The organism is Streptomyces sp. NPDC097129 (assembly GCF_055668065.1).
Genome location: NZ_JBVOQE010000001.1, coordinates 1,001,938 through 1,023,780, shown reverse-complemented (window position 1 = coordinate 1,023,780; position 21,843 = coordinate 1,001,938). Strand labels below are relative to the sequence as shown.

Genomic DNA, 21,843 nt, shown 5'->3' with positions numbered 1-21,843 from the left:
GGACGGCCACGGCCCGCGCGGCCCGTTCCCCGACGGACCGTGGCGTCAGTACGCCAGGCCGTGCCCGATGGGATACAGCACCCGCGCCGGATCGTCCGCCCGCATCACCGGCACCGGCAGCTTCCCGCGCGGAGCGACCCGCCCGGCGATCACCCGGGCGGCGGCGCGCAGTTCGACGTCGGTCCACGAGTAGGACGCCAGGTACGCGCGCACCTCGGGCAGTTGGGCCACGTCGTAGGGGTTGCGCACGGCGAGGGCCACCACCGGCCTGCCCGTCGCGAGGAGCCGCCGCACCAGCGTGCGCTGGCTGCTGCCAGCGGTGACGTTGTACGTCCCGACGACGACCGCGTCCGCGTCCGCCGCGGCGGCGACGGCCCGGTCGACGGTCGCCGCGGAGGGCGCCGTACCGGTGGACAGGGCGGTCGCGGTGAAGCCCAGCTCGGTCAGGGCGGCGGCGAGAACGCCGGTGGGCGGGCCGGTGGTGCCCGACGGGGACGCCGGGTCGGCGCCGACCACGAGCAGCTTCTTGTGCTCGCGGCGGTTCAGCGGAAGCAGCGCGCCCTCGTTGACCAGCAGCGTCGTCGTCCGCTCCGCCATCCGGCCGGCCGCCGCCAGGTGTTGCCGCGTGCCGACGGTGCGCTCCACGCCGGCGTGGCTGACGTACGGCTCGCCGAACAGCCCGAGGCGCGCCTTGAGCCGCAGGATGCGCAGGATCGACCGGTCGAGCCGTTCCTCGGTGAGTTCCCCGGTGCGGACGGCGGTGAGGACGGCGTTCCACGCCACGTCCAGGTCCGGCGGGTTGAGGAGCTGGTCCACGCCCGCCTTCAGCGCCAGCACCGGCACCCGGTCGTCGCCGTACTTGCTGCGCACGCCCTCCATGCCGAGCGAGTCGGTGACCACGACCCCGTCGTAGCCCAGCTCCTCGCGCAGGATGCCGGTGAGGATGGGCCGGGAGAGGGTCGCCGGGTCGCCGGAGGGGTCCAGCGCCGGGAACTGGATGTGCGCGGTCATGATCGAGTCGATGCCGGCGCGTACGGCCGCCCGGAACGGCACCGCGTCCAGGGTCTCCCACTGCTCGCGGCTGTGCGTGATGACGGGGAAGCCGTAGTGGCTGTCGACGGCGGTGTCGCCGTGCCCGGGGAAGTGCTTGGCGGTCGCCGCGACCCCCGCGTGCTGGTACCCGGCGACCTCGGCGGCGACCAGCCCCGCGACCGCGTCCGCGTCGGCGCCGAAGGAGCGCACGCCGATGACCGGGTTGGCCGGGTTGACGTTCACGTCGGAGACGGGGGAGTAGTCCTGGCGGATGCCGATGGCGCGCAGCTCCTCACCCGAGATCCGGCCGAGGGTACGCGCGTCGGAACGGGAGCCGCCGGCGCCGATCGCCATCGCGCCGGGGAAGAGCGTGGCGGGCTTGCCGACGCGGCAGACGATGCCGTGCTCCTGGTCGGTGGAGATGAGCAGCGGCAGCCCGCGCGGCAGTCGCAGCGACGCCTGCTGGATGCCGTTGGACAGGCCGGCGATCTGCTGCGGGTCACGGGTGTTGTGCGCCCACACGAAGTAGATGATGCCGCCGACGCGGTACTTCTCGATCAGCTCGGCGGCCGTGCGGACCCCGATCTCGGCGAGGTTGGCGTCGATGTCGGCCTGGTCGGGGGCGGTGGCCGAGTGGCCGTAGACCCGCATGACGAAGAGCTGACCGACCTTCTCCTCCAGGGACATCCGGGAGATGAGGTCGCGCAGTGACCGCTCGTCGCGCGGAGCGGCGGAGGCGGTGGCGACGGGCCCGACGGCAAGGGCGGCGGTCAGGCCGGCCGTAGCGGCGAGGACGGTGCGTCTGGCAGGTCGTGCGGTGTTTCCCGTGCTGTCCGTGCTGGCGTGGTGCACGTGCGCTCCTTCCGGAGGGGGGAACCGCTGAAGGAAACTTCCGAGAGGCCACCAATATCCGGGAAGTTTCTGCCAGTCAAGACAGTGCGCAGAGCACGGATCCGCGCGGAATCCCGGTCGACGGCAGGTGTTTGCTGAGGAAGACTCTGCGCTCGTCGAAAGCGTCGCAGGGCCAGGAAAGGTGACGACGGGTGAGCTTCACGCTGCAAGGACCGGTTCTGGAGGGCGCGCTGGTGCGTCTGGAGCCGCTTCAGCACCGGCACGCCGCCGCTCTCGCGGCGGCGGCGCAGGAGAACCGGGACACCTACGGCTTCACCCCGGTGCCCGGACCGCAGGAGATGGGGGCGTACATCGACGGTCACCTGGCCCGGGCGGCGGCCGGCCAACAGGCCCCCTACGCACAGGTGTCCCGCGCGACGGGACGGGTCGTCGGCACCACGTCGTACTGGGACCCGCGCAGCTGGCGGTCCGAGGACCGGCTCGACGCGATCGAGATCGGCTTCACCTGGCTCGCGGCCTCGGCGCAGGGCACGGGCGTCAACGCCGAGGCCAAGCTGCTGCTGTTCCGGCACGCCTTCGAGGAGTGGGGCGTCTCCCGCGTCGACCTGAAGACCGACGCCCGCAACGCCCGCTCCCGCGCGGCCATCGAATCCGTCGGCGCCCGCTTCGAGGGCGTCCTGCGCAACTGGTCCCGCTCCTGGGCCCCGGGCGAGGACGACCGGTTGCGCGACACGGCGGTCTTCTCGATCACGGCCCCGGAGTGGCCGCAGTGCCGCCGGCGGCTGGAGGAGCGGGTGGCACGGTATGCGCAGGCGCGCCCGGCATCGGTGAGGTGAGCGGGGACACGTCCCGGAGGCCCCCGTCAGGCCGACTCGTTCAGCAGCCGGCTCACATGCTCCCGCCCCGCGTCCAGCAGCCCCGCCAGCGGCGCCGCCGACTCGTACCAGCGCTTCTCGTACTCCCAGCACAGCCAGCCGTCCCAGCCGTTGCGGGAGAGCACCTCCACCACATCGGACAGCGGCAGCACCCCCGCGCCCAGCGCCAGCGGCGTTGGGTCGTCGGCGGAGGCGATGTCCTTGACCTGGACGTAGCCGAGGTGCGGGGCGAGCGCGGCGTAGGTCTCCGCCGGCTGCTCGCCGCCTCGCCAGGTGTGCATCACGTCCCACAGCGCGCCCACGCTGCCGTGCCCGACGGGCCCGAGGACCCGGATCGCGTCGGCGCCGGTGGGGTGCGAGTCGTGGGTCTCCAGCAGGATCCGTACGCCCAGCGCGGCGGCGTCCTCCGCGGCCGTACCGAGCCGCCGCGCGGCCGTCGCGTCGGCCTCCTCGCGCGAGCGCGCGTCACCGCCGCCGGGGAAGACGCGGACAAAGGGCGCGCCGAGGTCGCGGGCCAGCTCCAGCAGGGCGCGGATCTCGTCCAGGACCGGCCCGTCGTCGCCCGGCGCGGCCACGCGCGCGTACCCGGCGACGCCGAGCAGCTCCACACCGGCCGACTTGAACGCGGCGGCCGCATCGGCCCGTCCCGCCGGGGAGAGTCCCGGATGCACCGGCTCCTCGGGATGGGCACGCAGCTCCACGCCGTGATAGCCGTGCGCGCCGGCCAGGCTCAGCACGTCGGAGAGGGGCAGACCGGGAACGCCGAGAGTGGAGAACGCCAGCTTCATGCTCTGGACCCTACTCGCAGCCCGCCGCTTCAAACGTGCGCACCGCGGCTACTCCTGGGCCACGGCCCGGTAGACGCACACCTCGGCCCCCGTCTTCGCGGCCACCGTCGAGACCAGCTGGAACGGCCGCCGCACCCCGTCCGCCGGGAAGAGCGACATGCCGCCGCCGAGCAGCACCGGCATCCGCATCAGCATCAGCTCGTCGAGCATCCCCTCGGCCAGCAGCGACCGCACCAGGCGCGGGCTGCCCGCGATCAGCAGGTCGCCCCCCGGCGTGGCCCGCAGGTCCTCGATCCGGTCCATCACCTCACCGGCCCGGATCAGCCTCATGTTGTCCCAGGGCAGGTCGGACTCGTCCAGGCTGCCGGAGACGAGATAGGTACGGACCGTGTTCATCCGGTCGGCGAAGATCTCCCCGGCCCGCTCCGGCCACAGCGTGGCCATGGTCTGCCAGGTCCGCTCCCCGCACAGCAGCGCGCCCGCTTTGGCGAGCGCCCCCTCGAACGCGCCGCCGACGACCTCCGGATCGACGTACGGCAGCGACCAGCCACCGTGCGCGAAGTCGTCGTCGGTGTCCTCCGGCTCCCCGGGCGCCTGCACGACACCGTCGAGACTGATGAACTCGCTGGCCACGGTACGCATGGGACTCATTCCTGCCTCGGTGCGGTGCCCGCCGCCCAGTATCGGGGCGCTATGCCCGCAGGTGGCCCATTTGCGCGCTTCAAAACACCGGTACCACCCAAGCCGCCGACACAACACGAAACCCACGCCCTGTACCCACTGGTATGTACAAGCCTGCCCTGCACCGACGCACCCGCCACGACGTCGCCGCACCCGCGTGCGGCGGGAAGGGGACGGGGTGGGGGGTGTCCGCCCGCAGCGTCCGGCACCGGGCAACGGCGCCGTAGTCGGAAACGGGCGGCCGGACCGAGGACGGACACCCCCCACCCCGGCCCCGACTCAGAAACCGGCCGTAGGCGCTAGACCAGCCACGACGAGACCGCAACGGGCCGCCGCAGGCATCAAAGGGGCGCGGGGAACGGCGCGACCAGCCACAACGCAACCCGCACCCGACACACGACCCAGCGCCGCAGGCAACCCGCACCCGACACACGACCCAGCGCCGCAGGCAACCCGCACGCGACACACGACCCGCCGCCAGAGGCAACGTCACCCCACCCGCGGCCCCCCACTGGACCCCCGCACCATCAACTCCCCCCGCACCGTCGCAATCCCCCCCGGCGGAGCCTCCTCGCGTCCCATCGCGATGCGCCCGGCCCGCGCCCCCGCCTCCGCCAGCGGCAACCGCACCGTCGTCAGCGACGGCACCGCGTCGATGCTGAACGGCAGGTCGTCGAACCCGGCGACGGTCACGTCGTCCGGGATGCGCAGCCCCGATTCCCGCAGCGCGGCACACGCCCCGAGCGCGACGGAGTCGTTCGCGGCGACGACGGCCGTCAGCGAGGGGTCCCGCCGCAGCAGCTCCAGCGTGGCGTCGTAGCCGGACTGCCGGTCGTAGCGCCCGTGCACGGTCCAGCCGGGCCGCTCCTCGATGCCGGCCGCGGCCAGCGCCTCCCGGTGCCCTTCCAGCCGGTGCCGGGTGGTGGTGCGCTCCTCGGGTCCGGCGATGTAGCCGAGCCGCCGGTGGCCGAGGCCGATGAGGTGCTCGGTGAGCCGCCGGGCGCCGCCGCGGTTGTCGAAGGTCAGCGCGATCACCCCGGTGCCCGGCGCCGGCGGCCGCCCGCACAGCACCACCCGCGTACCGGCCTCGCTCAGCTTGCGCAGCTTCGCCGCCATGGCCGCCTGGTGCGCCGCGTCCTCGATGGCCCCGCCGGTCAGCACGACGGCCGCCGCCCGCTGCCGTTGCAGCAGCGTCAGGTAGGTCAGCTCGCGCTCCGGTGAGCCGCCGGTGTTGCACACGACCGCGAGTCTCTCGCCGCCCGCGCGGCCGCCCGGCCCGCCGATCTCGCCCTGGATGGCGCTCGCCATGATCCCGAAGAACGGGTCGGCGATGTCGTTCACCAGGATGCCGACCAGGTCGGAGGTGGCCGCGGCCAGCGAGCTCGCGGGACCGTTCAGGACGTAGTCCAGCTCGTCCACGGCCTTGAGCACCCGCTCCCGGGTGGAGGCCGCCACCGGGTAGTTGCCGTTCAGCACGCGCGACACCGTCGCGGGGGAGACCTGCGCGCGGGCCGCCACGTCCGCCAGGGTCACCGTCATCTCGTCCTCCGGTCGCGCATCTCGTCGTACGCCCTCGTACACACCCCGGCCCTCGGCCACGGTTCCGAGCAGACCTTAAGGCCACCCGGCGTGGGTGTTCGCCCCCTCGAACAACTCATCCGGTCCGCAGCCTTGTACAGACCACTGCTCAGAAGCTAGCTTTCCAGGATAGAAAGCGCTTGCTGAATGAGGTGGCCCCACGCCTCATGGACGGGCCCGGCCCGGCCGCCCCACCCTGATCCGGCCACCCGGCCCGAACCGAACGCCCCCACCCGAACCGGCCTGGACCACACCGAACCAAACCGAACCGGCCTGAACCGGCCTGATCCACCGGGCGCCCCCCGCGCCCACGAAGGGACTGACGTGACACGCAAGACGGTGCGCATCGCCATGAACGGCGTGACCGGGCGCATGGGTTACCGCCAGCACCTGGTCCGCTCGATCCTGGCCCTCCGCGACCAGGGCGGGCTCGACCTCGGCGACGGCACCGTGCTGTGGCCCGAACCGATCCTGCTCGGCCGCCGCGAACACGCCCTGAAGGCGCTTGCCGGCCGGCACGGTCTGGAGCACTACTCGACCGACGTCGACGCGGTCCTCGCCGACGAGAGCGTGGACATCTACTTCGACGCCCAGGTCACCTCCGCCCGCGAGGAGGCCATCAGAAAGGCCATCGCGGCCGGCAAGCACGTCTACACCGAGAAGCCGACCGCGACCGGCCTGGACGGCGCCCTGGAACTCGCCCGCCTCGCCCGGGAGAAGGGGATCAAGCACGGCGTCGTCCAGGACAAGATCTTCCTGCCGGGCCTGCTGAAGCTGAAGCGGCTGATCGACGGCGGCTTCTTCGGCCGGATCCTGTCCGTGCGCGGCGAGTTCGGCTACTGGGTCTTCGAGGGCGACTGGCAGGACGCCCAGCGCCCGTCGTGGAACTACCGCGCCGAGGACGGCGGCGGCATCGTCGTCGACATGTTCCCGCACTGGGAGTACGTCCTGCACGAGCTGTTCGGCCGCGTGCGGTCCGTCCAGGCCCTCACCGCCACCCACATCCCGCAGCGCTGGGACGAGAACGGCAAGCCCTACGACGCCACCGCCGACGACGCCGCCTACGGCATCTTCGAACTCGACGGCGGCGCGATCGCCCAGATCAACTCCTCCTGGGCGGTCCGCGTCCACCGCGACGAACTGGTTGAGTTCCAGGTCGACGGCACCGAGGGCTCCGCCGTCGCGGGCCTGCGCGACTGCCGCGTCCAGCACCGTTCGGCCACGCCCAAGCCGGTGTGGAACCCCGACGTCCCCGCCACCGAGGTCTTCCGCGACCAGTGGCAGGAGGTCCCGGACAACCAGGAGTTCGACAACGGTTTCAAGGCCCAGTGGGAGCTGTTCCTCAAGCACGTCCACGCCGGTGCCGACTACCACTGGGACCTGCTCGCCGGCGCCCGCGGCGTGCAGCTCGCCGAGCTGGGCCTGAAGTCCTCGGCCGAGGGCCGCCGTATCGAGGTTCCGGAGATCGTGCTGTGACCGTCCGCCTTCCCGACGCCCGGGGCGGCCTGCGGGTGTACGAGCCGCGCAGCGAGCCGCTCGCCCTCACCCCCGGCGCCCCCCTCACCTCCCGCACGGTCTTCTCGGCGGCGCACGTCGTCGCCGACCCGTTCGCCGACGTCGGCCCCGGCTCCCCGGCCGCCGTCGACTGGGACGCCACCCTCGCCTTCCGCCGCCATCTGTGGTCGCACGGGCTCGGTGTGGCCGAAGCCATGGACACCGCCCAGCGCGGCATGGGCCTCGACTGGGCGGGCGCGGCCGAACTGATCCGCCGCTCCGCCGCCGAGGCGCGCGCCGTGGGCGGCCGTATCGCCTGCGGGGCCGGCACCGACCAGATCACCGGGGGCACCCTCGCCGAGATCCGCGCCGCCTACGAGGAGCAGCTCGCCGTCGTCGAGGAGGCGGGCGCGCAGGCCGTCGTGATGGCCTCCCGCGCGCTCGCCGCGACGGCGAAGGGCCCCGAGGACTACCTGGAGGTGTACGGCCACCTCCTGCGCCAGTCCGCCGAGCCGGTGATCCTGCACTGGCTGGGCCCGATGTTCGACCCGGCGCTGGAGGGCTACTGGGGATCGGCGGACCTGGACGCGGCCACGGACGTGTTCCTGGACGTCATCGCCGCGTACCCGGACAAGGTCGACGGCGTCAAGGTGTCGCTGCTGGACGCCCGGCGCGAGATCGGCCTGCGCCGCCGCCTGCCGCAGGGCGTGCGCTGCTACACCGGCGACGACTTCAACTACCCGGAGCTGATCGCGGGCGACGCCCACGGCTTCAGCCACGCCCTGCTCGGCGTCTTCGACCCGCTGGGCCCGCTCGCTGCCGAGGCCGTCCGCGTCCTGGACACCGGTGACCCGGCCGGCTTCCGCGCCCTGCTCGACCCGACGGTGGAACTCTCCCGCCACCTCTTCCAGGCGCCGACCCGCTACTACAAGACCGGCGTGGTCTTCCTCGCCTGGCTGGCCGGCCACCAGACGCACTTCACGATGGTCGGCGGCCTGCAGTCGGCCCGCTCCCTGCCGCACTTCGCCCGCGCCTACGAACTCGCCGACGGCCTCGGCCTGTTCCCCGACCCCAAGTCGGCCGAGGAGCGGATGAAGACCCTGCTGAGCCTGTACGGAGTGAACCAGTGACCGGCGACCTGTCCCGCTTCTCCATCAATCAGATGACCGTCAAGCAGCTGTCCCTGCCGGAACTCACCACCGCCTGCGGCCGGCTCGGCGTCGGCAACGTGGGTCTGTGGCGGGAACCGGTCCAGGCGTACGGCCTGGAGGCGACCGCCAAGCTGGTCCGCGACGCCGGCCTCAGCGTCACCACCCTGTGCCGCGGCGGCTTCCTGACGGCGACCGACCCGGCCGAGCGCGCCCGCGCCCTCGACGACAACCGGCGCGCGGTCGACGAGGCGGCCACCCTCGGCACGGACGTCCTGGTCCTGGTCTCCGGCGGCCTCCCGGCCGGCTCCAAGGACCTGCGCGGCGCCCGCGAACGCATCGCCGACGCGCTCGCCGAACTGGCCCCCTGCGCCGACGAGCACGGCGTGAAGCTGGCGATCGAGCCGCTGCACCCGATGTTCGCCTCCGACCGCTGCGTGGTCTCCACGCTCGCCCAGGCCCTGGACCTCGCCGAGCGCTTCCCCGCCCACCAGGTGGGCGTGACCGTGGACACGTACCACATCTGGTGGGACGACCAGGCGCCCGCGCAGATCGCCCGGGCCGGAGCGGGCGGCCGTCTCCACACCTTCCAGCTCGCCGACTGGACCACCCCGCTCCCCGAGGGCGTCCTCAACGGCCGGGGCCAGATCGGCGACGGCGCGGTGGACCTGCGCGAGTGGACGGCGTACGTGGAGGCGGCCGGGTACACGGGACCGATCGAAGTCGAGCTGTTCAACGAGGAGTTGTGGGCGCGGGACGGACAGGACGTGCTCGCGGAGACCGCGGAACGGTTCCTCACCCACGTGATCGGTTGACGGGGCCGGAAAAATAATTGCGGAAGCGGTACAACCGTTTCCGGACCTCGCCGGTCGTACCGGGCGTCGGAGCTTCTGGGGGAGGGAACCCGGGGGGGATTCAAGGGGCTCCGACGGGGGGAGAGCCGAGGGGCCCGGTCGACGGACCGGGCCCCTCGAAGACGTTCAAGCAGACGTGTGGCGGCCATGGCTCACAGCGCGGCCACCTCGTCGGCGGTCGGATACGACTCCTGCGCGCCCCGCCGGGTCACCGCCGCCGCCCCGACGCGTGCCGCGTACGCCGCCGCGTCGGCCAGAGCCGCGCCCGTGCCGAGCTTCCACGCCAGCGCCGCCGTGAACGCGTCACCGGCGCCGGTGGTGTCCACGGCGTCCACCTTCACCGACGGCACCCGGGTGATGCCGGCCGAGGAAGCCACCAGCGCCCCCTCGCCGCCCAGGGTGATCACCACCGAGCGCGGGCCCTTCGCCAGCAGGACCCGCGCCCAGTCCTCCGGCGCGTCGCCGACCGCCGCGTCCCCGAGGATCACCTTCGCCTCGTGCTCGTTGACGATCAGCGGATCGCAGGCGTCCAGCACCTCCCGCGGCAACGGCCGCGGCGGCGACGGGTTCAGCACGAACCGGCTGCCCTCCGCCAGCGACCGCACGGCCTCCACGACCGACTCCAGCGGGATCTCCAGCTGCGCCGACACCACCCTGGACGCCTGGAACACGCTGGCCGCGGCCCGCACGTCCGCCGGGGTGAGCCGGCCGTTGGCGCCCGGCGACACCACGATGCTGTTGTCCCCGGACGGATCGACCGTGATCAGCGCGACGCCCGTCGGCGCCCCGCCGACCAGCACCCCCACCGTGTCCACCCCGGCCGCCCGCTGCGAGTCCAGCAGCAGCCGGCCGTACGCGTCGTCACCGACCCGCGCCAGCAGCGCCGTACGCGCCCCGAGCCGGGCCGCGGCGACCGCCTGGTTGGCGCCCTTGCCGCCCGGGTGGACGACCAGGTCGGAGCCGAGGACCGTCTCCCCGGCCGCCGGGCGCCGCTCCACGCCGATCACCAGATCGGCGTTGGCCGAGCCGACGACCAGCAGGTCGTAGTCGTACATCAGTTGACTCCCAACCGTCAGCCACCGAAGCCGGTCCCGTCGTCCTGCGCGACGACCTCCACCGGCACTGTCATCTCGCCCCGGCGAACCGCCGGCCGGGCCGGCCGCTGCGCCGTGAACGCCTACAGCGTGCCAGCCCCGGACCGCCGGCGAGGGCATCGGGGCTGCCGAGGTCCCGACAACTTCCGTGTTCGAGGGAACGTTTCGCGTGAACGGCTCCTCTGGTGGGCGACGGATTACCGAAGCCGCCCCAGGAGGACCCATGCCGTACCGGACCGGCACCACCGCCCCCGCCCGCGCCGCCGTGCTTGTCGCGTCGGTGCTCACCGCGGACGCCCTGCTCCACCTGTACTGGACGACCGGCGCCACCTGGCCGGCGGCCGACGACAGCAGCCTGTCCGAGGCGGTCCTCGGCACGGACGTACCCTTCACACCGCCGGTCCTGCTGCCTCTCGTAGCCGTCCTCCTGACCGGCGCCGCCTGCGTCCTCGCCCACGCCCGCAGCCCCCGCCACCTGATCCTGCGGCTCGCCGCCCTCGCCGTGGCGGCGGGTCTGTCGCTGCGCACGCTCGCCGGGATCTACTGGCTGTTCGCCAAGGAGACCGGCACCGCGTTCTACTGGCTCAACCTCGCGCTCTACACCCCGCTGTGCGCCCTCCTGGCCGTCGCCGCCCTGCGCGTGGCCTGGTGGAAGGATGAGGCCCGTGTCGGCTGAGCAACCCGGTGACCGGACGGTACGGCTGGTGCGCGCGGCCCAGCGCGGCGACACCCTCGCCATGGCGGAACTCCTGGACCTCCTCGCCCCGTACGTGGGCCGCGTCTGCGCGCCCATCGCCCTGGACCAGAGGGCGGACGCGGCGCAGGAGGCCCTGGTCGCCGTCTTCAGGTCGCTGCGCACGCTGAAGGACCCGGCCGCCCTGCACGGCTGGGTCCGGGCCATCGCGGTGCGCGAGGCGGTCCGCACCGCGCAACGCGCCGCCCGCGCCGTACCGGCCGATCTGAGCACGCTCCCGGCCCGGGGCGACCCGCAGCTCTCCGCCGACATCAGGGACGTACTGGACCGGCTCTCCCCCGAACACCGCGCGGTGCTGATGCTGCGCGACGTGGAGGGCCTGGACGAGCGCACCGCCGCCGCACTGCTCGGCGTGCGCACGGGCACCGTCAAATCGCGGCTCCACCGGGCGCGCGACACCTTCCGGAAGGCGTGGACGTCATGAACGAGTTCTGGCCCACCACCGATGTCGACCCCGTGCGCCGCCTGAACGCCCTGGCCGCCGGCGTGCGCGGCGCGCACGTGACCGAGGCGTACGTGGACGCGCCCTTCGAGCGGGTGTGGTCCCTGCTCGGGGACCTGGAGGGCGGGTTCGGACAGGTGGTGACCGACATGGAACGGTTGCGCGTCGTCCACCGGCAGGGCGAGCGCGTCGAGGCGCTGGCCCGCAGCAGGTTCGGCCCGCGGGCCCGTCTGCGCGGGGTGCACCGCCCCGGATGGTGCTGGCTGCAGAGCCGCTTCCTGCTGATCGGCGTGGCGGCGACGCCGGAAGGCCCGGGCACGAGGGTCGCCTTCACCGGCGGCGTCCGCGTACCGACCCGCGCGGCCCTGATCCCGGCGGGGGTACGCAGGGAGGGCGCCCGCAGCGTGACACGGCTGACGGCGCTGCTGTGAGCGGTGCCGGCGCCCGCCCGTCCCCGGCAGGCGCCACCCCTCGGCTCACTCTCCGGCGAACAACTCCTCCGCCTCCGTGGCATGCACGGCACGCTGGGCCCAGACCTCCAGCTGATCGAGATCGGTACAGGCGCTCACGCGCTCCCGGACGGAGTCGGGCACCTCGATGCCCCGCCATTCAAGGATGCTGAGGGTCATCTCCTGTCGATCCTGAATCCGCCCCTCCTCACGCACCTGCTCCGCCAGCGGGTGTCGCCAGAAGTACTGGATCGCCGTCATCAGGTCCCTCCACATCTGCTTCGCCTGGGGGTCGGCCAGGCATGAGTCGACGAACTGCACGAAGACCGCGGCACTGTCCGGGTCGATGGTCCGCAGGGCGGCTGCCAGGGATTCCAGTATGGCCGGGGCCTGCGGCCCACGCCCGTGTGTCATCGCCGAGAGCACCGCAAGGGGTACGTCCCTCTCGGCCTGCCGCTCGTCGGCGATCACCGGAACGTTGTCCGGGCCGAGCACCATCGGCCGTACGATCAACGAGTTCCAGCCCGGGAAGCCGAACCGGATCGGCTGCGACGCCCACTTCGCCGTGGCGCTGCTCCGCTAGGCCGCGGCAAGTTCGCACCAGACGTACTTCCCCCGGGCCCCGAACCGGGCCGACGGCTGCCAGCCCCACACGTCCGCGCAGGCCACGATCAGTCCGAGACCCCGGCCCTCCTCCGACTCCGTGACCTGCTCCCACGGCCGTGGCGGCTCGGGTGGTGCGGGGTCCGTGTCCCAGGCCCCGATCCACACCACGCCGTGCGGGGTACGGCGGACCCTGAGCGCGGCCGGCCCCTTGGTGTGCCGGACCGCGTTCGACACCAGCTCGGCCGCGAGCAGCTCCGCGGTGTCGACGAGGCCGATGAGCCCGTGCAGGGTCAGGATCAGGCGCAGGGTGCGGCGGCATACGGTGACGGCTCTGACGTCGTTGGGGATGCAGAGCGTGTAGTCCCAGGTCTCGTTTTCGGGCATGGAGCATCGACTCCGTTCAGTGAAAGGGGATTTCACGCAGAGTGGCTTCGTCGCAGCCGTCATGGCAGGACGGCGCGGTGCACTTCCGCTGCGTGTGCGCTGTGTCACTGACGGTAGGGGTAATTGTTAATGTGCCGCAAGCTGATCGCGTAATCTGCCGTCCAACGGGTGGTGTGCGCCGGTGCGTTGAGAGGAACAGTTCATGCCCATGCGGACCGAGCCAACGGCACGTCAGTTGCGCCTTGCTGCCGAGCTACGCAGGCTTCGTGACGCAGCGGGTCTCACCGCACGGGAGGCGGCCGCTCTGCTCGGCGTGAGTCCTCCACACATCAGCCAGATCGAGTCGGGTCTCGCCGGGGTGAGTGAGAAGCGGGTGCGACGCCTCGCGGCCAATTACTCGTGCTCCGACACGGAGCTGATCGAAGCCTTGGTGACGATGGCAACGGACCGCACGCGAGGCTGGTGGGAGGAGTACCGGGAACGTCTGCCCACCCCGTTCCTCGATCTCGCGGAGCTGGAACATCACGCCACCTCCTTGCGAGAGGTCCAGTTCCTCTTCATCCCCGGCGTGTTGCAGACCGAGGACTACGCGCGTGCCGTCTTCGCCTACCGCGTCCCGGAACTACCGTCCGACGAACTCGAGTTGCGCGTGCATCACCGGATGCAGCGAAAGGAAGCGGTCGCCGGTACCCCGTACGATGCGATCATCCATGAGGCCGCGCTGCGGATCATGGTCAGTGACCGCGCCGCCGCGCGAACACAGCTGGCGCACCTGCTGGAGCGATCGGAGGCGACGCACGTCACCGTGCGGGTCATCCCCTTCCGCCTGGAAGGCTTCGCGGGCGCTGCGAGCGCCATGACCCACGCGGGCGGCGCCGTTCCAAAGCTGGACACGGTCGTGCGCGACGGCCCGCATGGAGCGGCCTTCATCGACTCCGAAGCCCAGCTCGCCGCATTTCGAACGCTCTTCCGTAAGGTGGAGGCCGCGTCGCTCGACCCCGAGCACTCGCGCGACTTCATCCACGGGCTGGCGAAAGAGCTGTGAGGCGATCCATGGACACCAACTGGCGGAAGTCGTCCTACTCCGGTCCTGGTGACGGCGACTCATGCGTCGAGATATCCACCACCCCCACCCACGCCGCCGTCCGCGACTCCAAGGACCCGGCCCGCGCCACGCTCACCTTCCGGGCCGCCGCCTTCTCCACCTTCGTCGAAGCCCTGAAGCGGGCCTCCCGACGGTAGCGTGCGGATATGGGAGACCGGCCGGACACCGGCGAGTGGCTGGAAGACACGCGGACGTCCTATGACACCGTCGCCGTCAGCTATGCCGACCAGGTGCGCAACCTCCTTGAGGAAACGCCCGAGGAACGTGCCGTCCTGACGCTGTTCGCGGACCTGGTGCGCACCCGCGGCGGTGGCCCGGTCGCGGATGTGGGATGCGGACCGGGTCGGATCACGGCCTATCTGCGGGGCCTCGGCGCAGACGCGTTCGGGATCGACCTTTCGCCGGGGATGCTCGAGGTGGCCCGGCGAGACCATCCCGGTCTCCGGTTCGAACTCGGCTCCATGACGGACCTGGACCTCGACGACGGTTCCATGGCCGGCGTGGTCGCCTGGTACTCGCTGATCCACGTCCCCGACGACGAGATCGCCTCGGTGTTCGGACAGTTCCGCCGGGTGCTGCGCCCAGGGGCGCCGTTGCTCCTCGGCTTTCACGTCGGGGACGAGTCGACCTTGAAGACGCAGGGCTACGGCGGCCACCCGATGAAGGTGTACGTCCACCGTCGCCGACACGACCGTTTGACCTCCTGGCTCCACGACGCCGGCTTCGCCGTCGAGACGCGCAAGACCCTCACCTCGGCCGAGAGCACCCTCGGCGGAATCCTGCTCGCGCGCCGCCGGCCGGATGCCCCGTGACCCTCCTCGGGCAAGCCGGGTCCTGCCGGACCGCACCCGGGGCTGGACCCCGGGCGCGGTCAGTGCCAGAAGATCGTGCCGTCGCGGTGTGCGAGGAGCAGCAGGATCAGGACGTCGGTGATGCCGAGCAGGGCCGTCGTGGCGGCGAGTAGTCGGCGGCGGGTGCGTCCCGCCGCGGCGGCGATCGCCAGCGCGATGGTGAGGGGCCCGAGGATGAGGTTGCCGATGGCCAGGCCGAGGACGGAGAAGACGAATCCGGTGACGGCGTAGGTGTCGGCCGGGTTGTAGTGAGGGGTGCGCCGGGGTTTCGGCCGGGTGCCGGGCTCGGTGGCCCGGGTGGCGTATGCGGTCATCGGGCGGCCCCCTCGTCGCATTCGCCGATGCGGCGCTCGCGGATCCAGAACAGTGCGAGGGCGGCGAGGACGCCGGTGGTCGCGAGGACGGAGGCAGCCACCTGCATGTGCCCCACGGCCCCGGTGACCAGGCCGAAGAACAGCAGTGCGTACACCTCAGCCATGGGTGACTTCCTGCCGGCCTTCGGCGGCAGGCTGCGGCTGTGGTGGCGCGGCGTTCACGTGGGAGGGGTCGGGACGGCCGGGCATCCACCAGTTGAGGCGTCCCATCAGGCGCATGGCGGCCGGGACGACGAGGAGACGGATGACGGTGGCGTCGATGAGGACGGCCAGCGCGAGGCCGAAGCCGAGTTGCTGGATGGGGACGAGCCCGGTGAAGCCGAAGGCCCCGAAGACGGCGACCATCAAAAGCGCGGCGCCGGAGATCAGGGGCGCCGTGCGGGTGAGGCCGCGTGCGACGGAGAGGGTGTTGTCGCCGGTCGCGACGTACTCCTCGCGGACCCGGTCCAGGAGGAAGACCTCATAGTCCGTGGACAGGGAGAACAGCAGGGCCAGCAGCATGACCGGCACGAAGTTCTGCAGGTACCCGGTGTGGTTGAAGTGCAGCAGGCCGGTGCCGATGCCGTGCTGGAAGACTGCGACGAGGATGCCGTAGGTGGCGGCGATCGACAAAAGGTTCATGACGATGGCCTTCAGCGGCAGCAGCAGCGAGCGGAACGTTCCCAGCAGCAGCAGGTAGACGGCCGCGATCATCAGCACGACGACGAACGGCAGGCCGTCGAAGATCGGCTGGTTGGCGTCGGTGTCCTCGGCGGTCTGGCCGCCGACGACGGCGTGCAGCCCGGTGGGAAGGCCGCGGGCCTGGTCGCGTACCGCGCTGAGCAGGTTACGGGTGGCGGACGTGGAGGACGGCTGGGCGGGGGTGACCTCGATGACGGCGCGACGGCCGGCGGCATCGACGTAGTGGCCCGCGATCTGGACGGCGTCGTGCGGCAGCGCTCGGAAGGCGGCGGTGCCGTAGACGGCGTACGGGTCCGCCGGGCTCAGGGTTTTCAGGGTGTCGGCCGCGGATGCGGTCGACGCGGCCCCGGGGAGGCGGGACAGGCGCTGTTGCAGCGCCAGGAGCGCCTGGTCGGTGTCGCGGGTGCCGATCGGCCGGGTGGACGTGACGACGACCTGCATGGGGGAGGGCGCGCCAGGTCCGAACGCTTCCTGGAGGTCTTCGTAGCCGCCGCGGACGCTCGAGGAGGCCGGGAGGATGCGGGCGTCGGGTGTGTACGTCTTCATGCCGAGCGCGGGCAGGGCGAGCGCGGCCAGCGGAATCACGGTGACGGCGAGGACGGCGACCGGGCGGCGCATCACGCCCTGGGAGATGCGGTACCAGCGCGATGCGTCCTCGGGGCGCGTGGAGCGGGTGCGGCGTCCGATGCGGCCTGCGTTGATCTTGTGGCCCATCAGGTGGAGCAGGACGGGCAGGAAGAGGCTGGCGGACAGCACCGAGAAGGCGACGACGAGGACGGCGCCGAGGGTGAGAGAGAAGATCACGTTGAGCTGGATCACGAACAGCGTGCACATCGCGACGACGATCGTGGATCCGGACGCGATGACGGTGTGTCCGGCGGTGCGCAAGGTGACGGCAAGGGCCGTGGTGCTGTCGTCACCGGCGGCGAGTTGCCGTTTGAAGCGGGAGATGAGGAAGAGGGCGTAGTCGATACCGACGCCCAGCCCGATCATCGTTGCCGCGTTCTCGACGAACAGGGACAGCTGCATCTGATGGGCGATCAGGGACAGGGCGCCCAGGGTGAGCAGGATGCCGGTGATGCCGGAGGCCAGCGCCGCCGCGACGGACGCCAGCGAGCGGAACAGCAGAAGCAGAATGAGGATGATCAGCGGTGCGGTGATCATCTCGGCCTGCATGAGGTCGGTCTGCGAAAGGGTGTTGACCTCTCCCCAGAACGACGCCGGCGCGACGAGGGAGACGTCCAGGCCCTGGGGCCGGTAGCGGTCGCGCAGCGTTTTCTCGATCGCGGGCAGCTCCCGTCGGGCCGTGCCGTCATCGACGTTGATCGCGATCGAGTCCGTGATCGTACGGCCGTCGCGCCCCGTGTACTCGGCCTTCGCGGCCGGGCTGGTCACGGAGGTGTAGCCGGTGATGGACCCCACGTTGAGCGTGCGGTCGGCCTTCACGTACTCGGCGACGTCGGCGACACGGGTGGCGAAGGCGGGGCTTGACGCGGTGTAGCGGTTGTCCCGCACGACAAGGGTCGCGGTGGTCGCTCCGCGTCCGGTGAAACCGTGGCGCAGGTGGACCGCGGCGGCGTAGGAGTCGGATCCCTTGACGTACCAGCCGCCACCGGAGAGGACGCCGGCGAGCCCGGCGGCGCCGATTCCGGCGGCGGCGAGAGCCGCGATCCATAAGGCGACGATCCAGTAGCGGTAGCGGCCGATGCGGTGCGCGGTGCGGTAGGCGAATCCGGTCGGCGGCGCGGGGGGCTGGGCGGGGGGTGGGGCGTTCATCGCGGTCCCTCCTGTGGTCAGCGGGCTCAGGACGTTGAATAATGACGAACGTTGAGTCGAGTACCGACTCAGAGTCTGTATATGACTTGGAGTCGGTAAGTATTCCCAGGAGCCCTCATGACCGTCAAGCCAAGTCGCCGCGTCGAGTACGCGGCCCTCACCCGTGCCGCGGTGCTGGAATCAGCGGGCGAACTGTTCGCGGACGACGGATTCGACTCGACGTCCATCGACGACATCGCCCAGGCCGCCCGCGTCAGCAAGGGCGCCGTCTACCACCATTTCGCGGACAAGAAAGCCCTGTTCGACGAGGTGTTCTGCGCGGCGCAGACCGAGCTGCTGGGGGAGCTCGGCTCCACCCTGATCGGGGTGCTGCAGAGCGACACCCCGCCGCCCACCAGCGAGCTGATCTCCCTCGCCGTCAAGGAGTTCCTGGCCTCCTACGTCGGCGACGCGAAGAAGCGCTCCCTGCTGCGTCAGTCCTCGGAGGTCCTCGGCGTGCACCGCTGCCGGGAGATCGACAACGAGATCGCCCTGCCGATGATCACCGGGCTGCTCGACGAGCTCAGAGCACGCGGCGAACTGCACGACGTCTCCACCGGGACCGCGGCCACCATCATCTTCGGCACCCTGTGCGAAGCGGCCACGTCCGTCATCCTGTCCGGCGACTACGAGGAGGCGGCAGCCGATGCGGCGCGCGTGGTGGAACACATGCTCGCCGGCCTCACGACGACCCGGCACACCTGAAAAGAAGCAGCTGAAAAGAAGCAGCTGAAAAGAAGGGGTCCCCGCCGCCTTCCGGGGGCGCAAGGCGGCGGGGACCAGGTCAGCGGGTCACCTCAGGCGTACGGCGCGCCGGCCTCCGCCTCGACCGGGAACGGCGGTGTGCCCGTGCCCTCGATCCGGTAGCGGCCCCAGTGGTCAGGGTCGACGAGCAGCCCCAGAGCGGCGCCCTGAGTGGTGGCCAGCGCGCACGGCGTCTTGCCCCGGCCCCCCGCAGCGGCGGTGATCCTCTCGTCCGCCGCCATCCTGCCGTACCAGTGGTAGCGGCCGTCGACCGGCTGGAAGAAGCCCGCCAGCCTCACCTGGGTGGTGATCTCCTCGTCGCCGACCAGCAGCACCGCCTCGCCGTCGTAGTCGACCTGTTCGTGCTCGTGGACGTCGCTCACGAGCCCGTCCCCAGGAATCCGGCCGTGCGCCAGATCCGCTCGCTCGCCCCGCCGATCAGGCCTATCTCCTTGTAGTAGCCGGTGATCCGCTTGGCCGCCCAGGAGAACGTCTCCCGCACGTGCGGGTTGGCCATCGCCTGTGTGCGCGCCTCGGCCGGCAGCCCGGCACGCTGGTACATCCTCGGGTTGAAGAACTCCCCGGCGAACGTGCGGATCGACATCGCCAGAACCGTTCGCAACGCCGAGCGCTGCGCCTTGTTCAGGGTGGGCACGAACGTCTCCAGCTCGCTGCGGGCGAAGCTGATGTGCCGGGCCTCCTCGACCACGTGGATCCGGGACATCGAGCGGACCAGCGGCTGCACCCGCTCATCGGCGGCGACTTCGCGCTGCCCCTGGTCGAAGATCTCCTCCGTCAGCAGGATCAGCGCCCACAGCGCGGCTACGGGGAAGGTCACCTTCAGCATCCGGCCGGACTCGCGGATACGCCAGGGCGTCGGATACACCTCGCTGCCCATGCGCTCCACCACCTTGGCGAACATGATCATGTGGCGGACCTCGTCGGCGACCTCCGTGAGGGCGAACTGCACCTGCGGGCTGGCCACGTTCCGGTCGTAGACGTAGCGGGAGACCATGTGCAGCAGCATGTGCTCCGTCCACACCCCGAGCGCGATGGAAGAGGCCATTTCCTCACGCGAGGAAATGATCTTCTGCTCGGTCGACAGGTCGCCCCACAGCGGCGTGCCGTACAGCGTGCAGCGCTCCTCGGGCAGGAACCACTTGCCGTCTTCCAGCGGAGCGTCCCAGTCCACGTCCAGCCGGGGATCGTAGGAGTGGCGGGTGGACGACGTGAGAAGCTGCCGGGCCTTCTTGGTCTGCCGCGTGATCGGCTCGGCGAGAGTGTCCGTCATGATTCCTTCTTCCGTTGGTGCGTGCGGCGCAGGCCGGCGAGTGTGCGCACCGCCGCCACGAGCGCGGCAGGATGCGCCACGGCTGCCCGCAGCCGGTCGCGGCCGGTGCGGGTGGCATGGTGCGCGTCGAGGACGATGTGCGGGCGGATCGGCTCTCCGGCCAGCAGGGCGGTCACCATGCGGGCCGTCAGGGCGCCGAACAGCAGCGAGGCGTAGACGAGCTGGGGCACGCTGTACTCGGGGTCATCCACGTGATCGAGGGCGTTGCGGATCGTCTCCACGGGGATGTGCCGGGCCGGGATGGCGCGGAAGAGCAGCTCCCAGATGGGTTTGTCCTGCACCATCGCATATGTGATCTTGCCGTCGAACGGTTCTGTGGTCCGCCGGTAGTCGTAGAACCGCACGTACTGGGTGCCGGCCATGTCGTAGCCGGTGATCACCGGAGTCCGGCACGCGTGCGCGGCCTGGTGGAGCAGGTACTTGGCACGCCAGCCGGAGCGTTCGGTGACGTCGACTCCGTCCACCACGACGTCGGCGCGCTCCGCCAGGAGCATCGCGTTGTCCTCGGTGATGCCGTCGGCGTACACCGAGGTGCGCGCCAGTGGGTTGATGGCGCGGACCCTGCGCTCGGCGACCTCGGCCTTGTGCGCGCCGATGTCCGCGTACTCGGCGTGCTGCCGGTTCAGGTTGTTCAGTTCGAACCGGCCGGTGTCGGCGAGAAGGAACGACTGCACACCGACGCGGGCCAGCGGTTCCACGGCCGCCCCGCCCGTCGACCCGCATCCGGCGATCAGCACGGTGGCGTTGGCGAGGGCCCGCTGCGCCTGCGGGTCGATGAACCCGGCATTGCGTTCGGTGAACGTGGCGTAGAACTCCTCGGGCGCCTCGACGGTGCTCACGCCGCCTCCTGCAGACGGGTGACGGAGCCGGCGAGGGTGGCCAGCAAGGCCCGTACCGAGCGCAGCGGGTTGGGGCAGGCCGCGGCCTGCTGCACCATCGCCACGCGGCGTTCGACTTCCTCATCGTCCGGGATCCTGGCGTAGAACGGCAGGACGTCGTCGCGTGCGAGATACATCGGGTGCATGACGTTGCTGGCCGGCAGACGGGGCGTGGTGCCCTCTAAGAGGACGACGTCCAGGCCGAGGAGCACCAGGTGCCGCAGGGCGACGTGCTGCTCGACGTCGCCGACCAGCGCCTTCGGCCTGGGGTGCATGCGGGCGATCGAGCATGCGATCCCCGCCAGCAGCTGCAGCGTGACGCGCAGCCTGTCCCCCTGCCCCTGGAGGGAGCCCGAATGCACCAGACGCTTGACCTCCCACACCCGGGCCGCGGGTATTCGGGCAAGGCCGGACGCGACGGTTTCCAGACGCAGGCGATGGGCGTCCTCGCACGGGAACAGCGCCCGGTCGGGCCTGCGCATCGTCACCGGCCGCGACTCACGGGTGTGGGCCAGCGCCACGTACCCGGCTATCTTCCCGGTGGCGCGGGAGACGGTGACGACGTGCACGTCGTCGGGATGCATCTCGCGTACCGGTTCGCAGAACAGAGCACGCTCGAAGACCAGTCGTTCGCTGGCGAACCCGACGCGCAGGTACTCCGCCAGCCTGAACCCGGAGATCGCCAGCAGATGACGGCGATCGAGGGCGCGGGTGGGCGCCGCGACGGTCAGGAGACCGTTTCCGTGGTCGGCGCTGTAGAGGATGCCGTCACGCTCGGCCAGGCCGGAGAACAGCGTCCCGTAGGCCAGATCGGAGTGCATGCGCAGGATGTCCTGCACGTAGCGGTGCTGCGCGGCCGTGACGGCCCGGTCGTCGCGCGAGGTGTCGTCGATTCCCGCTGGGACGGTCCACGGCCTCAGCGTCGATGAGGCGCCCCCGTATGTGCGCTGCTGATGGTTCATTCTTCCCCCTTGGTGTTGCTGGTGCGGTGCGCGCCGAGCAGCGACGGCACC

Annotated in this window: 24 protein-coding genes and 1 pseudogene; 11 read left to right on the top strand and 14 right to left on the bottom strand. The window is 71.5% G+C overall.

Annotated features, from left to right (window positions below; genetic code table 11):
* Nucleotides 1-45: 45 nt before the first annotated feature.
* The gene (locus AC0B9F_RS04585) at nt 46-1,884 is read right to left on the bottom strand and encodes a glycoside hydrolase family 3 protein (protein ID WP_471998737.1); all 1,839 of its coding nucleotides are present in this window, start codon (nt 1,882-1,884) and stop codon (nt 46-48) included.
* A gap of 191 nt (nt 1,885-2,075) precedes the next feature.
* On the opposite strand from AC0B9F_RS04585, the gene AC0B9F_RS04580 reads away from it, so the two are divergent.
* Nucleotides 2,076-2,720: a GNAT family N-acetyltransferase gene (locus tag AC0B9F_RS04580; RefSeq protein WP_471998736.1), complete on the top strand. Its 645-nt coding sequence runs from the start codon at nt 2,076-2,078 to the stop codon at nt 2,718-2,720.
* A 26-nt stretch (nt 2,721-2,746) separates the two neighbouring features.
* On the opposite strand, the gene AC0B9F_RS04575 is transcribed toward AC0B9F_RS04580, so the two are convergent.
* The 3 genes from AC0B9F_RS04575 to AC0B9F_RS04565 form a co-directional block, all read right to left on the bottom strand.
* A complete protein-coding gene (locus tag AC0B9F_RS04575) occupies nt 2,747-3,547 on the bottom strand; it encodes a sugar phosphate isomerase/epimerase family protein (protein ID WP_471998735.1) in 801 nt (266 codons plus the stop codon).
* Between the two features lie 48 nt (nt 3,548-3,595).
* Nucleotides 3,596-4,189 (bottom strand): dihydrofolate reductase family protein, encoded by a 594-nt coding sequence (locus tag AC0B9F_RS04570; RefSeq protein ID WP_471998734.1) that lies wholly within the window; start codon nt 4,187-4,189, stop codon nt 3,596-3,598.
* Nucleotides 4,190-4,717: 528 nt separating this feature from the next.
* Nucleotides 4,718-5,767, bottom strand: coding sequence for a LacI family DNA-binding transcriptional regulator (locus AC0B9F_RS04565; protein WP_471998733.1), 1,050 nt, complete (start codon nt 5,765-5,767; stop codon nt 4,718-4,720).
* A 363-nt stretch (nt 5,768-6,130) separates the two neighbouring features.
* Here AC0B9F_RS04565 and AC0B9F_RS04560 point away from each other — a divergent pair, with 363 nt between their 5' ends.
* The 3 genes from AC0B9F_RS04560 to AC0B9F_RS04550 are packed head-to-tail and all read left to right on the top strand — an operon-like array spanning nt 6,131 to nt 9,263.
* Nucleotides 6,131-7,282, top strand: coding sequence for a Gfo/Idh/MocA family protein (locus tag AC0B9F_RS04560; RefSeq protein WP_471998732.1), 1,152 nt, complete (start codon nt 6,131-6,133; stop codon nt 7,280-7,282).
* Nucleotides 7,279-8,430, top strand: coding sequence for a dihydrodipicolinate synthase family protein (locus AC0B9F_RS04555; protein WP_471998731.1), 1,152 nt, complete (start codon nt 7,279-7,281; stop codon nt 8,428-8,430). The genes AC0B9F_RS04560 and AC0B9F_RS04555 overlap by 4 nt, the downstream gene beginning before the upstream one ends.
* Nucleotides 8,431-8,462: 32 nt before the next feature.
* Nucleotides 8,463-9,263, top strand: a complete 801-nt coding sequence (locus AC0B9F_RS04550) for a sugar phosphate isomerase/epimerase family protein (RefSeq protein WP_471999004.1) — start codon at nt 8,463-8,465, stop codon at nt 9,261-9,263.
* A gap of 191 nt (nt 9,264-9,454) precedes the next feature.
* Here the strand turns inward: AC0B9F_RS04550 and AC0B9F_RS04545 are convergent, their stop codons facing one another.
* Nucleotides 9,455-10,357: a ribokinase gene (locus AC0B9F_RS04545; RefSeq protein ID WP_471998730.1), complete on the bottom strand. Its 903-nt coding sequence runs from the start codon at nt 10,355-10,357 to the stop codon at nt 9,455-9,457.
* 262 nt (nt 10,358-10,619) lie between these two features.
* Here AC0B9F_RS04545 and AC0B9F_RS04540 point away from each other — a divergent pair, with 262 nt between their 5' ends.
* Genes AC0B9F_RS04540 through AC0B9F_RS04530 form a run of 3 tightly spaced genes read left to right on the top strand, consistent with a single transcriptional unit; the run spans nt 10,620 to nt 12,023 of the window.
* The gene (locus tag AC0B9F_RS04540) at nt 10,620-11,072 is read left to right on the top strand and encodes a DUF3995 domain-containing protein (protein ID WP_471998729.1); all 453 of its coding nucleotides are present in this window, start codon (nt 10,620-10,622) and stop codon (nt 11,070-11,072) included.
* A complete protein-coding gene (locus tag AC0B9F_RS04535) occupies nt 11,053-11,574 on the top strand; it encodes an RNA polymerase sigma factor (protein ID WP_471998728.1) in 522 nt (173 codons plus the stop codon). Before AC0B9F_RS04540 ends, AC0B9F_RS04535 begins: the two co-directional genes overlap by 20 nt.
* Entirely contained in the window at nt 11,571-12,023 is a 453-nt protein-coding gene (locus AC0B9F_RS04530; protein WP_471998727.1) for a hypothetical protein, read from the top strand. The genes AC0B9F_RS04535 and AC0B9F_RS04530 overlap by 4 nt, the downstream gene beginning before the upstream one ends.
* A 45-nt stretch (nt 12,024-12,068) precedes the next feature.
* Here the strand turns inward: AC0B9F_RS04530 and AC0B9F_RS04525 are convergent.
* Together AC0B9F_RS04525 and AC0B9F_RS04520 are read right to left on the bottom strand one after the other, a co-directional pair.
* A pseudogene (locus AC0B9F_RS04525) lies at nt 12,069-12,620 on the bottom strand (hypothetical protein); the annotation flags it as partial.
* Entirely contained in the window at nt 12,621-13,031 is a 411-nt protein-coding gene (locus AC0B9F_RS04520; RefSeq protein WP_471998726.1) for an ATP-binding protein, read from the bottom strand.
* A gap of 202 nt (nt 13,032-13,233) precedes the next feature.
* Here AC0B9F_RS04520 and AC0B9F_RS04515 point away from each other — a divergent pair, with 202 nt between their 5' ends.
* The 3 genes from AC0B9F_RS04515 to AC0B9F_RS04505 are packed head-to-tail and all read left to right on the top strand — an operon-like array spanning nt 13,234 to nt 14,948.
* The gene (locus AC0B9F_RS04515) at nt 13,234-14,076 is read left to right on the top strand and encodes a helix-turn-helix domain-containing protein (protein WP_471998725.1); all 843 of its coding nucleotides are present in this window, start codon (nt 13,234-13,236) and stop codon (nt 14,074-14,076) included.
* A gap of 8 nt (nt 14,077-14,084) precedes the next feature.
* A complete protein-coding gene (locus AC0B9F_RS04510; RefSeq protein WP_471998724.1) occupies nt 14,085-14,273 on the top strand; it encodes a DUF397 domain-containing protein in 189 nt (62 codons plus the stop codon).
* 9 nt (nt 14,274-14,282) lie between these two features.
* On the top strand, nt 14,283-14,948 hold the full coding sequence (locus tag AC0B9F_RS04505; RefSeq protein WP_471998723.1) for a class I SAM-dependent methyltransferase: 666 nt from the start codon (nt 14,283-14,285) through the stop codon (nt 14,946-14,948).
* Nucleotides 14,949-15,007: 59 nt separating this feature from the next.
* Here the strand turns inward: AC0B9F_RS04505 and AC0B9F_RS04500 are convergent, their stop codons facing one another.
* The 3 genes from AC0B9F_RS04500 to AC0B9F_RS04490 are packed head-to-tail and all read right to left on the bottom strand — an operon-like array spanning nt 15,008 to nt 17,818.
* Nucleotides 15,008-15,301: a DUF4190 domain-containing protein gene (locus AC0B9F_RS04500; RefSeq protein ID WP_471998722.1), complete on the bottom strand. Its 294-nt coding sequence runs from the start codon at nt 15,299-15,301 to the stop codon at nt 15,008-15,010.
* Entirely contained in the window at nt 15,298-15,465 is a 168-nt protein-coding gene (locus AC0B9F_RS04495) for a hypothetical protein (RefSeq protein WP_471998721.1), read from the bottom strand. Before AC0B9F_RS04495 ends, AC0B9F_RS04500 begins: the two co-directional genes overlap by 4 nt.
* Nucleotides 15,458-17,818, bottom strand: a complete 2,361-nt coding sequence (locus AC0B9F_RS04490; RefSeq protein ID WP_471998720.1) for an MMPL family transporter — start codon at nt 17,816-17,818, stop codon at nt 15,458-15,460. The genes AC0B9F_RS04495 and AC0B9F_RS04490 overlap by 8 nt, the downstream gene beginning before the upstream one ends.
* A 117-nt stretch (nt 17,819-17,935) precedes the next feature.
* On the opposite strand from AC0B9F_RS04490, the gene AC0B9F_RS04485 reads away from it, so the two are divergent.
* A complete protein-coding gene (locus tag AC0B9F_RS04485) occupies nt 17,936-18,562 on the top strand; it encodes a TetR/AcrR family transcriptional regulator (protein WP_471998719.1) in 627 nt (208 codons plus the stop codon).
* A gap of 92 nt (nt 18,563-18,654) precedes the next feature.
* Here AC0B9F_RS04485 and AC0B9F_RS04480 read toward each other — a convergent pair whose 3' ends face one another.
* From AC0B9F_RS04480 to AC0B9F_RS04465, 4 genes are read right to left on the bottom strand one after another with little or no spacing between them, the layout of a single operon-like run.
* Complete coding sequence (locus AC0B9F_RS04480) at nt 18,655-18,984, bottom strand: DUF4873 domain-containing protein (RefSeq protein ID WP_471998718.1); 330 nt, start codon at nt 18,982-18,984, stop codon at nt 18,655-18,657.
* Complete coding sequence (locus AC0B9F_RS04475) at nt 18,981-19,892, bottom strand: AurF N-oxygenase family protein (RefSeq protein ID WP_471998717.1); 912 nt, start codon at nt 19,890-19,892, stop codon at nt 18,981-18,983. Before AC0B9F_RS04475 ends, AC0B9F_RS04480 begins: the two co-directional genes overlap by 4 nt.
* On the bottom strand, nt 19,889-20,791 hold the full coding sequence (locus tag AC0B9F_RS04470) for a HesA/MoeB/ThiF family protein (RefSeq protein WP_471998716.1): 903 nt from the start codon (nt 20,789-20,791) through the stop codon (nt 19,889-19,891). The genes AC0B9F_RS04475 and AC0B9F_RS04470 overlap by 4 nt, the downstream gene beginning before the upstream one ends.
* Nucleotides 20,788-21,792: a hypothetical protein gene (locus AC0B9F_RS04465; protein ID WP_471998715.1), complete on the bottom strand. Its 1,005-nt coding sequence runs from the start codon at nt 21,790-21,792 to the stop codon at nt 20,788-20,790. The genes AC0B9F_RS04470 and AC0B9F_RS04465 overlap by 4 nt, the downstream gene beginning before the upstream one ends.
* Between the last annotated feature and the right edge of the window lie 51 nt (nt 21,793-21,843).

Coding starts and splice junctions, on each gene's coding strand:
- AC0B9F_RS04490 (WP_471998720.1), bottom strand. CDS start 17,818: ATGAACGCCCCACCCCCCGCCCAGCCCCCCGCGCCGCCGACCGGATTC.
- AC0B9F_RS04565 (WP_471998733.1), bottom strand. CDS start 5,767: ATGACGGTGACCCTGGCGGACGTGGCGGCCCGCGCGCAGGTCTCCCCC.
- AC0B9F_RS04570 (WP_471998734.1), bottom strand. CDS start 4,189: ATGCGTACCGTGGCCAGCGAGTTCATCAGTCTCGACGGTGTCGTGCAG.
- AC0B9F_RS04515 (WP_471998725.1), top strand. CDS start 13,234: ATGCCCATGCGGACCGAGCCAACGGCACGTCAGTTGCGCCTTGCTGCC.
- AC0B9F_RS04575 (WP_471998735.1), bottom strand. CDS start 3,547: ATGAAGCTGGCGTTCTCCACTCTCGGCGTTCCCGGTCTGCCCCTCTCC.
- AC0B9F_RS04475 (WP_471998717.1), bottom strand. CDS start 19,892: ATGACGGACACTCTCGCCGAGCCGATCACGCGGCAGACCAAGAAGGCC.
- AC0B9F_RS04505 (WP_471998723.1), top strand. CDS start 14,283: ATGGGAGACCGGCCGGACACCGGCGAGTGGCTGGAAGACACGCGGACG.
- AC0B9F_RS04495 (WP_471998721.1), bottom strand. CDS start 15,465: ATGGCTGAGGTGTACGCACTGCTGTTCTTCGGCCTGGTCACCGGGGCC.
- AC0B9F_RS04520 (WP_471998726.1), bottom strand. CDS start 13,031: ATGCCCGAAAACGAGACCTGGGACTACACGCTCTGCATCCCCAACGAC.
- AC0B9F_RS04540 (WP_471998729.1), top strand. CDS start 10,620: ATGCCGTACCGGACCGGCACCACCGCCCCCGCCCGCGCCGCCGTGCTT.
- AC0B9F_RS04465 (WP_471998715.1), bottom strand. CDS start 21,792: ATGAACCATCAGCAGCGCACATACGGGGGCGCCTCATCGACGCTGAGG.
- AC0B9F_RS04545 (WP_471998730.1), bottom strand. CDS start 10,357: ATGTACGACTACGACCTGCTGGTCGTCGGCTCGGCCAACGCCGATCTG.
- AC0B9F_RS04500 (WP_471998722.1), bottom strand. CDS start 15,301: ATGACCGCATACGCCACCCGGGCCACCGAGCCCGGCACCCGGCCGAAA.
- AC0B9F_RS04550 (WP_471999004.1), top strand. CDS start 8,463: ATGACCGTCAAGCAGCTGTCCCTGCCGGAACTCACCACCGCCTGCGGC.
- AC0B9F_RS04530 (WP_471998727.1), top strand. CDS start 11,571: ATGAACGAGTTCTGGCCCACCACCGATGTCGACCCCGTGCGCCGCCTG.
- AC0B9F_RS04535 (WP_471998728.1), top strand. CDS start 11,053: ATGAGGCCCGTGTCGGCTGAGCAACCCGGTGACCGGACGGTACGGCTG.
- AC0B9F_RS04510 (WP_471998724.1), top strand. CDS start 14,085: ATGGACACCAACTGGCGGAAGTCGTCCTACTCCGGTCCTGGTGACGGC.
- AC0B9F_RS04485 (WP_471998719.1), top strand. CDS start 17,936: ATGACCGTCAAGCCAAGTCGCCGCGTCGAGTACGCGGCCCTCACCCGT.